The organism is Meridianimarinicoccus zhengii (assembly GCF_003254465.1).
GTDB classification, from domain to species: Bacteria; Pseudomonadota; Alphaproteobacteria; order Rhodobacterales; family Rhodobacteraceae; genus Meridianimarinicoccus; species Meridianimarinicoccus zhengii.
In genome coordinates, this window is the sequence record NZ_QDFI01000116.1 from 1 (window position 1) to 8,986 (window position 8,986).

Sequence of the window (8,986 nt, forward strand, 5' to 3'; positions counted from 1 at the left end):
GGCCGCGATCCGGCGCCGCACCCAGTCTTTGACATCGGTCAGCTTGCCGCGTCCCGGATTGCCCTGCGGCTTTGGCGCAAGCGCGCCAGTCTCGCGCTTGAGCCGCACCATGTCATTGACGAACTTGATGGAAACACACAGGCGCCGCGCCGCCTCGGTGTGCGTGCTGCCTTGCTCAACAAGCAAAACCGCCCGTTCACGTAACTCAACAGGATGCGGCTTACCCATACCTGACCCCCATATCTGCCTCCAGAACAGGGAATCACGGGATGATCGAAATGGGAATCCAGAATCCGATCAGGGGCGACACGCTCTAGTGGCGGGCTCATGGACAGCGTGTCAGGTGGAGCAGGCAGGTACCTTGCGAGCCATGGATCCGCGATGGCGCGGTTCTGAACCGCTGCGGCGCGGACCGGGGCGCACTCGATGCGGTCGAACACATCGGCGCGGGCACCATCGCGGGTGCGGAAGATCTTGCTGGCCAGCGGTTCGGTTTTCAGCGACGCGCATACGCAGGTCATCGTCGAATGGTCGCTGGTCGTGCTGGCCCGGTTCAGCGATCATGTGGTGCCTGCCGTCGGGCAGGAACGACATCTTTGACCGCAACGGCGCGGTAGCGATATCGGATCGGGTCTGGCCGGTCGTGTCCGGACAGCCGCCGCGGGAGCATCCAGAAACATGGTCGGCATGTCATGGCGCGTTCCCGCTGGACAGTCCGGGCGAGGTCGCGATGCGCGCCACGTCTGATTGTCCCACGGATTTTCCTGGGCCGGGAGAATCGGCCCGGACCGGGCGTGCATTGACCCCGTCACGAATGGCGGGAACGACGCCCAAGGCGCCGACGGCAGGCAACCTGTGTCAGACGGCGGATCGCGCCTCCAGGTCCAGCCGCATCGTGGCCGTGCCTTGGGATCGGGACAGTTCCTCATATCCGGCCGAAAGATAGGCATTGAAGGCCGGCGCGTTGTCGAGTTCCACCTTCAAGGTCAGGACCAGGGCGCCGAGTGCCCGCGCCGCCTCTTCCACGCGTTCCGTCAGTTCCGCAGCGGCACCACCGCGCACCTCTTCGGTGAGATAGACATAAGTAAGGTGCCGCACTTCCGGTCCAATCCCCTCCCTCAAGGCGAAGAATCCAACGTCCCGTCCAGCATCATCTTGCAGGTAGAAGGACACATCCTCACGGTCTCCAAGCCATTTGCGATGCCATTCCATCTCGTCGAAGGGCACTTTCGCATTGGGATTGAGCAACGGAATTTCCGCGTCCGGCAGCATCCTTGACAAAGGGGCGAGATCGCATTCGCGGTTGCGACGCAGGGTGAATGCCATGGGTCCTTCCTTTGGTTGGTGCCGGCGTCCTCGTACCGGGGTGAACTGCAAAGTCCGATCGACTGACACAGACATGCTGTCCGGGTCAACCGGCGGCCCCACCTGCCACCCAGTAACTCAAAGCGTATCAGGGGAATATCAATTCTTCACCCGCGCCAAATGTCCGGTCATGGCTGCCGTTCGCGCGGCCGCAGAAGGTTCAGCCAAGGGTTCAGGATGCTGAACGCGGTCGACGGAATTTCGCGCGAATAGCACGACACGCATCTCGGGCTTCCGGCCTCGGACCGGAGCTTCGCGCAGGAGCTGACGATCCCACCCGAACGGCGCGGCAGGCCAGGTGCCGCTCATCGCTCGACGCGCACGAGGACGTGGATGTGGTGTTCGACGTGACCGGCGATCCACGTGTGGGCCTCACCCATGCTTGCGCGTCCATCGCCATGGTCAAGAACCTCGTCATGATGAGTGTCGAAGCCAGTCTTCCGGAAGGACCGATACCTGCGGCGGAACCGAACACGGTTTCATCGCAAACTGGGCGGCGCTCACATCAGGCGCGTCAAGGGCCAACGCGAATAGCCCTGCCCTCGGCCGCCGAGGGGAGAGGCAACCGGGCGGCACAAGCATGCGCCGCCCGATACCGTACAGCTTCAGAACGGGCTGTCTTCGAAATAGAACTGCTCGGCGTTCTCTGGCGTGATGAGCTGAGAGCCGATGATGAACCGTCCCGAAACCGGCGTGTCGGACACCAGGCCAAGGGCCGTCAGTTCGATCGCGGTCGAAATCTGCGCGGGCGGGTAGGACACGTTCGCAGGAAGCTGCGGGTCCCCGTCGCGAATGCGGCCGATGATCTCCTTCATGCCGGCACCGCCCATGACCCACATTTCGTCTTCGCGCTCGGCCTGTTCGATGGCCGCCAGAACGCCGATGGCCATGTCGTCATCCGACGCCCAGACCGCGTCGATGTCGTCGAAGCGCGACAGGAAGTCCTGCATCACGGTGAAGGCATCGTCGCGGTTCCAGTTGCCGTGCTGCATGTCCAGAACGTTGATCCCCGATCCCTCGATGGCAGCGCTGAAGGCTTCGACCCGTTCGTTGTCAAGCGTGGTCGGAATACCGCGCAGCACCACGATGTTGTCACCATCTTCGAGGTTCTCGACGAAGTATTCCCCGGCCATGCGCCCGAAGCCGGGATTGTCGCCCGCGACATAAAGATCCTCGATCCCTTCGACGGACAGGCCCCTGTCGACCACCGTGACCCAGATCCCCTGCTCGGCCACCGCCTGCACGGGCGAGGTGAGCGGTTCGCTTTCGAAGGGCAGCACCACCAGGGCGTCGATCCCGCGCGTGGCGACCATATCCTCGATATCGTTGACCATCTTCGCGGCATCGCCTGCCGTGGCCAGCACGAACTCGATGTTGTCATAGGTGGCTTCCAGCCGCTCGATCGTGTCGCGCGCATGGAAGTTCAGCCCGCCCATGAAGCCGTGCGTCGCCGACGGGATCGCCACGCCGATGGTAAAGGTTTCGTCCTGTGCCTGTGCGACCGTGGCACCAGCCAGGCCGGCGACCAGTGCGGCGCCCTTGAAGATATCCCTGCGGTTCATGTTGTTCCTCCCTTGGTTTGAATGGCCGCCCTAATCGGCGGACTTGCTTTCCCGCTGCAGAACCACAGCGAGAATGACGATCACGCCCTGGATCGCGCCGTTCAGATACGGGCTGACGATCGAGGCGAGGTTCAGGATGTTGCCGATCAGGCTCAGGATCAGGACACCGATCACCGTGCCCCAGACCCGGCCGAAGCCCCCCTTCAACACGGTGCCGCCGATGATGACGGCGGCGATAGCCTCCAGTTCCCACAGCACACCCGTGTTGCCCGATGCGGACCCGAGCCGGGGGACATACATGATCGTGGCCAGCCCCACGAGCATTCCCAGCACGACATAGGTTGCCATGCGCACCCGCGCGACCTTGACCGCGGAATAGACGGCAACCTGTTCGTTTGCCCCGATGGCCGCGCAGTGCCTGCCATAGGCGGTGTGCCGCATCGCCAGTTCACCCAGGATCGCGACGATGGCGAACACGATGATCGGCCAAGACAGTCCCAGAATACCCTCGTAATAAACCGGGCGGTAGACGCCCCGCAGGGTGAAATCCAGCGACAGCGTGCCGCCATCCGCCAGCCATGTGACGAGGCTGCGATAGATCCCCATGGAGCCGAGCGTCACGATGAAGGCCTCGATCCGGACCTTGGCGATGAGCACACCGTTCAGCATGCCCGCCGCACCGCCGACCAGCAGCGCCGTCGCCATGCCGACCATGATCAATGGCACGCCCGCCCCCATGACGGGCACGAGCGCGTTCATCACCATGATCATGACACCCGCGACGAACGCGGCCATCGCGCCGACGGACAGGTCGATCCCGCCGGCGGTGATGACGAAGGTCATGCCGACCGCGATGATCCCGATGAAGGCCGACCGGGCCGCGACATTGGTCAGGTTTTCCGGACTCAGGAAGCTCAGGTTCAGCGACGCGCCGATGACCATCACTGCGACCATTGCCAGCAGCGGGCCGAAAACGTGAAAGTTCAGGCGCATGCGGCGAGGTGGAGTGGATGTGGATGCATCGGTCATGCGGGAGCGGCCTCCTGATCCTGTGTTCCCATGGCCAGCCGCAGGATGGCCGTTTCGGTGATGGCATTGCCTTCCAACTCGCCCGCGATGAAGCCGCGCCCCATCACGACCACCCGGGTGGCAATGCCGATCACTTCGGGCAGTTCCGACGACACGACGATCACGCTCTTGCCGCTGTCGGCGAGTTGGCGGATGAATTGATAAATCTGCTGCTTGGTGCCGATGTCGATGCCGCGCGTCGGCTCGTCGATGATCACGATGTCGGGCTCGGCCAGCATCGTCTTGGCCAGCAGCAGTTTCTGCTGGTTGCCGCCCGACAGGTTGCCCGCGTTCATCCCGCGATCTCCGGCGCGAATGTCGAAATCCGAAATGGCTTGCGTCAGCGCGCGATCCTCGGCGGCGGTGTCGATGCGGATGTTCGTGAACCGGTCCAGCGCCAACAGCGTCAGGTTCTCGCGCAAAGACTTGCCCAGCAGCAGCCCCTTGTCCTTGCGATCCTCGGTCAGGTACACAAGGCCCGCCTTGCAGGCGGCAAGGACGGATCCCGGCGCCAGTGTCTTGCCCATAATCCGCACCGTGCCGGTTGTCTTGCGCAGTCCGACCACGCCTTCCATCAGTTCGGTACGTCCGGCACCCACAAGGCCCGCGAAGCCCAGCACTTCGCCACGGCGCAGGGTGAAGGAGGCACCACGCACGTGCCCCGGCACGGTCAGGTTCTCGACCTCCAGCACGGTTTCGGCCTGCCCTTCGCGTTTGGCGGGGAACAGGTCTGACAATTCGCGCCCGACCATCGCCTCGGCCATCTGGTCCGGCGTCAGGTCCGCGGCGGACGCATTCGTGACCAGATGCCCGTCGCGCAGCACGGTGATGCGGTCAGCGATGCGCGCGATCTCGTCCAGCTTGTGCGACGTGTAAAGTATCGCCGTGCCGGACGCGCGCAGGCGATCGATCTGGTCCAGCAGGATCTCCGTCTCGCGGCCCGTCAGGACGGCAGTGGGTTCATCCATGATCAGCACCCGCGCGTTGCGCCCCATCGCGCGCGCGATTTCCACCATCTGCCGGTTCGGCACAGAGATGTCGGAAATGCGCAGGCGCGGGTCCAGCGGACAGTTCAGCGCCTCAAGCTGGCGGCGGCTTTCGGCCTGCATCGCGGCGTGATCGAGGAACGGTCCACGCATCAGCTCACGACCCAGAAAGATGTTCTGTTCCACCGTCAGTTGCAGCGCGAGGTTGAATTCCTGATGGATCATGATGACCCCCGCGGCTTCCGCCTGCCGGTGATCGGCAAAGCTGACCGCAGCACCATCGAGCCACAGGCTTCCGCCCGAGGGCGCAAGATAGCCCCCGAGGATTTTCATCATCGTGGACTTGCCCGCGCCATTTTCGCCGATCAGCGCGTGCACCTCGCCGGGGCGCAGGTCGAAGTCGACGTCGAACAGCACCTGGATCGGGCCGAAGCTCCGCGAAACCTCCTTCGCAGACAGGATCGGCACGGTCACGACAGGCTCACCCAGGCCGCGTTTCGCTTGGCGGACCGTACGCAGGCATCGATGAAGGCCATGCCCTCCATCCCGTCGCCGATCGTCGGGAACATCACCGCGTCGGGCACGGGCTGGCCAGTGCGCACCGCCCGAATTGCCTCAGCCGCTTCGCTGTAGATGTTGGCGAACCCCTCAAGGAATCCTTCGGGATGCCCGGCTGGAATGCGGGACACGCGGTTCGCCGCGTCGCCGGCGCCCGGCCCGTTGCGGGTCATGCGCCGGGTGGATTCGCCCAGCGGCGTGAACCAAAGCAGGTTGGGATTCTCCTGAAACCATTCCAGCCCGCCCTTGCTTCCATGCACGCGCAATTTCAAGCCGTTCTCGTGCCCCGTGGCGACCTGGCTGCACCACAACATGCCCCGTGCACCGCCCTTGAAGCGCAGCAGCACATGCGCATTGTCGTCGAGCAGGCGGCCCGGCACGAAGCTGTGCAGATCGGCGGCCAAGCGGTCGGTTTCCAGCCCGGTCACGAAGCGCAGCAAGTTGTAGGCATGCGTGCCGATATCACCGGTCGCCCCGCCCATGCCGCTCTTCGCAGGATCGGTGCGCCACGCAGCCTGCTTGTTGTCGGGCGCGGGCGCCTCGGCCAGCCAGTCCTGCGGGTATTCCACCTGCACGACGCGGATGTCGCCCAGATCACCCGCGGCGATCATCGCCCGCGCCTGCCGCACCATCGGGTATCCGGTGTAGTTGTGCGTCAGGATGAACAGCGCATCGGACTTTTCCGCCGCTGCCAGCAGTTTCTTCGCATCCGCCATGGTCGACGTCAGCGGTTTGTCGCAGATCACGTGGATGCCCCGTTTCAGGAACTCCCGCGCGGCGGCGAAATGAAGGTGATTGGGCGTGACGACCGACACAGCTTCGATTCCGTCCTTCAGTCGCGCCTCGCGCTTGGCCATCTCGGCGAAGTCCGAATACGTGCGCGCGGGATCGAGGCCGAGTTCTGCGCCCGATGCGGTCGCCTTCTCCGGCGTCGCGGACAGCGCGCCCGCAACCAGCTGGTAGTGCCCGTCGAGACGGCTGGCGATGCGGTGCACCCCGCCGATGAAAGCACCAGAGCCGCCGCCCACCATGCCCAGCCGGATCGGTCCGGTACGGTCTGAAAATCTGCTCATCTGTCCAGCCCCAGTATCCTGCGGTTGGCCGCGTCGTCGGCGCCCGACGCTGCGAAATCGTCGAACGCGGTTTCGGTCACGCGGATGATGTGATCGCGCACGAAGGCCGCGCCTTCGCGCGCGCCGTCCTCGGGATGTTTCAGGGCACACTCCCACTCCACGACTGCCCAGCCATCGAACCCTTGCGCCGCCAGTTTGGAGAAGATCGCACCGAAATCGACATGACCGTCGCCGGGGCTGCGGAAGCGCCCCGCCCGGTTCACCCACGACTGGTAGCCGCCATACACGCCCTGCCGACCGGTCGGGTTGAATTCGGCATCCTTGACGTGGAACATCCCGATCCGGTCGGCATAGATATCGAGGTTCTCCAGGTAATCCATGCATTGCAGCACGTAGTGCGATGGATCGTACAACATCTTGCAGCGCTGGTGCTGATCGACCCTGTCGAGGAACATCTCGAAGGTCACACCGTCGTGCAGGTCTTCGCCGGGATGGATCTCGTAGCAGATATCGATGCCGTTCTCGTCTGCGAGGTCCAGCAGCGGTCGCCAGCGTTTGGCCAACTCGTCGAACGCCGCCTCGACCAGACCGGCGGGACGCTGCGGAAACGGGTAGAGATAGGGCCAGGCCAGCGCGCCGGAAAACGCCGCCATCGCGGTCAGCCCCAGATTGCGCGATGCGCGGATGGTCTTTTCCAGTTGCTCCACAGCCCAGGCCTGTCGTGCCTTTGGATCGCCGTGCACATGCGGCGCGGCAAACCCGTCCATCAGCGTGTCATAGGCCGGATGCACCGCGATCAACTGGCCCTGAAGATGCGCCGCCAATTCCGTAACGGCGAGACCACGCTCCGCCGCCGTTCCCAGGAAGGTATCGCAGTAGTCCTTCGACGTTGAGGCCAGTTCAAGATCGATCAGGCGCGCATCCCAACTGGGAACCTGCACACCGGCATAGCCGCAACTGGCTGCCCAGTCCGTTACGCCGGCCCATGTATTGAACGGTGCCGCGTCCCCGGCGAATTGCGCAAGAAACAGGGCAGGTCCCTGCATTGTCTTCATCGAACCGTTCCTCCCTCCGGTCGGTGAATACATCCAAAGAAGCGATGTAATCGATTTCAACGGGGACGATAACTGGACTGAAATCGTTTACAAGGGAAATTTGCGGGACCATTGTAAGGCATTGAAAACGGCAGATGGCATCACACGACTCATGGCGACCCTACAGGACATTGCCCGCCTCGCCGGGGTATCGACCGCCACTGTCAGCCGGACGCTCTCGAATCCGGGGCTCGTCGCGGAAGCGACCCGCGCTGCCGTGTTGGCCGCCGTCGAGCAAACCGGATATCAGGTCAACCACGCGGCGCGAAACCTGCGGATGCAACGCGCCGGAAGTATCATTGCTCTTGTGCCCAATCTCGCGAATCCGTTTTTCTCGCAGATTCTGGCCGGCATTTCGTCGGTGCTGACGCCTGAAGGGTTCGGGTTGCTGGTCGCCGACACACAGGCCGGGCCAGACCCCGACTCGCGGCTGCGACAGTACCTGCGAGGCGGCGTGGCTGACGGGTTGATCCTGTTCGACGGCAACCTGTCTCTCGCCGCGCTCGACGTACCGGATAGCCCGCCTGTCGTTGCCGCGTGTGAATGGCTGGGCGACACCTTGCCGTCGGTGCGGGTCGAAAACGCGCATGGTGCAGAACTCGCCGTACGGCATCTGTTCGATGCAGGGCACCGCACCATCGGGTACCTGACGGGGCCGAAGGGCAATGTCCTGAACGTCACCCGGCAGGAGGGTTATCTCGCGGCACTGGCGACGCTCGGCCTGCCGTCAAACCAAGCCTGGATCTACGAAGGCGATTTCAGCCTCGATTCCGGTGCGATGGCTGCCGCGCGCTGGATCGCGGACCCGATGCGGCCCGGTGCGATGTTCTGCGCTTCCGACGAAATGGCCTGCGGGTTCATGGGGGCTATCCAGCGTGCCGGGTTGCATGTGCCCCGCGATGTATCCGTGATCGGATTCGACAATATCGAGGTTGCGGCTCACATGACGCCGACCCTAACCACGATCCGCCAGCCACGCACGCTGATTGGCGAGCGGGCGGCGAACATGCTTCTCAAGATGATTGCGACCAAGTCAATCAACATCGAGACCGAGATCATCCCAGTCGAGTTGGTCGAGCGCAGCAGCGTCGCAAACCCAGCGCACGCATCTCGGGCACTCGTGACCCAGAACTGAAGCTTGGTGTTCGTATCCCTTCGGCCGCGCTTGCAATTGCCCAATAGAGCATGTCGCGTTTAATCGGCTTGGTACCCCGCCGCTTTGAAGAAGTTGTTGCACTCTTCATCGGTGAACAGGTCGCACACATGGCCGACGGCCTGCC

The 8,986-nt window shown here is 63.6% G+C and carries 8 protein-coding genes and 1 pseudogene; 2 read left to right on the top strand and 7 right to left on the bottom strand.

Going from position 1 to position 8,986, the window contains the following annotated elements; all coding sequences use genetic code 11:
* A pseudogene (locus DDE13_RS21115) lies at positions 1 to 228 on the bottom strand (helix-turn-helix domain-containing protein); the annotation flags it as partial.
* Positions 229 to 462: 234 nt separating this feature from the next.
* Here DDE13_RS21115 and DDE13_RS23090 point away from each other — a divergent pair.
* Positions 463 to 600, top strand: coding sequence for a hypothetical protein (locus tag DDE13_RS23090; protein ID WP_162631153.1), 138 nt, complete (start codon positions 463 to 465; stop codon positions 598 to 600).
* 258 nt (positions 601 to 858) lie between these two features.
* Here DDE13_RS23090 and DDE13_RS21120 read toward each other — a convergent pair whose 3' ends face one another.
* The 6 genes from DDE13_RS21120 to DDE13_RS21145 form a co-directional block, all read right to left on the bottom strand.
* Positions 859 to 1,326, bottom strand: a complete 468-nt coding sequence (locus tag DDE13_RS21120; protein WP_111406198.1) for a GNAT family N-acetyltransferase — start codon at positions 1,324 to 1,326, stop codon at positions 859 to 861.
* Between the two features lie 644 nt (positions 1,327 to 1,970).
* Entirely contained in the window at positions 1,971 to 2,927 is a 957-nt protein-coding gene (locus DDE13_RS21125; RefSeq protein WP_111406199.1) for an ABC transporter substrate-binding protein, read from the bottom strand.
* A gap of 30 nt (positions 2,928 to 2,957) precedes the next feature.
* On the bottom strand, positions 2,958 to 3,956 hold the full coding sequence (locus DDE13_RS21130) for an ABC transporter permease (RefSeq protein ID WP_111406200.1): 999 nt from the start codon (positions 3,954 to 3,956) through the stop codon (positions 2,958 to 2,960).
* Positions 3,953 to 5,455 (bottom strand): sugar ABC transporter ATP-binding protein, encoded by a 1,503-nt coding sequence (locus DDE13_RS21135; RefSeq protein WP_111406201.1) that lies wholly within the window; start codon positions 5,453 to 5,455, stop codon positions 3,953 to 3,955. The genes DDE13_RS21130 and DDE13_RS21135 overlap by 4 nt, the downstream gene beginning before the upstream one ends.
* Positions 5,452 to 6,612, bottom strand: a complete 1,161-nt coding sequence (locus DDE13_RS21140) for a Gfo/Idh/MocA family protein (RefSeq protein ID WP_111406202.1) — start codon at positions 6,610 to 6,612, stop codon at positions 5,452 to 5,454. The genes DDE13_RS21135 and DDE13_RS21140 overlap by 4 nt, the downstream gene beginning before the upstream one ends.
* Positions 6,609 to 7,667: a sugar phosphate isomerase/epimerase family protein gene (locus DDE13_RS21145; RefSeq protein ID WP_111406203.1), complete on the bottom strand. Its 1,059-nt coding sequence runs from the start codon at positions 7,665 to 7,667 to the stop codon at positions 6,609 to 6,611. The genes DDE13_RS21140 and DDE13_RS21145 overlap by 4 nt, the downstream gene beginning before the upstream one ends.
* Positions 7,668 to 7,818: 151 nt before the next feature.
* Between DDE13_RS21145 and DDE13_RS21150 the strand changes: the two genes are divergently transcribed.
* Complete coding sequence (locus DDE13_RS21150; RefSeq protein WP_162631154.1) at positions 7,819 to 8,841, top strand: LacI family DNA-binding transcriptional regulator; 1,023 nt, start codon at positions 7,819 to 7,821, stop codon at positions 8,839 to 8,841.
* Positions 8,842 to 8,986: the final 145 nt, after the last annotated feature.

Bases quoted from the DNA above. Each gene is read 5' to 3' on its own strand.
- DDE13_RS21120 (WP_111406198.1), bottom strand. From the start codon at position 1,326: ATGGCATTCACCCTGCGTCGCAACCGCGAATGCGATCTCGCCCCTTTG.
- DDE13_RS21125 (WP_111406199.1), bottom strand. From the start codon at position 2,927: ATGAACCGCAGGGATATCTTCAAGGGCGCCGCACTGGTCGCCGGCCTG.
- DDE13_RS21130 (WP_111406200.1), bottom strand. From the start codon at position 3,956: ATGACCGATGCATCCACATCCACTCCACCTCGCCGCATGCGCCTGAAC.
- DDE13_RS21140 (WP_111406202.1), bottom strand. From the start codon at position 6,612: ATGAGCAGATTTTCAGACCGTACCGGACCGATCCGGCTGGGCATGGTG.
- DDE13_RS21145 (WP_111406203.1), bottom strand. From the start codon at position 7,667: ATGAAGACAATGCAGGGACCTGCCCTGTTTCTTGCGCAATTCGCCGGG.
- DDE13_RS21150 (WP_162631154.1), top strand. From the start codon at position 7,819: ATGGCGACCCTACAGGACATTGCCCGCCTCGCCGGGGTATCGACCGCC.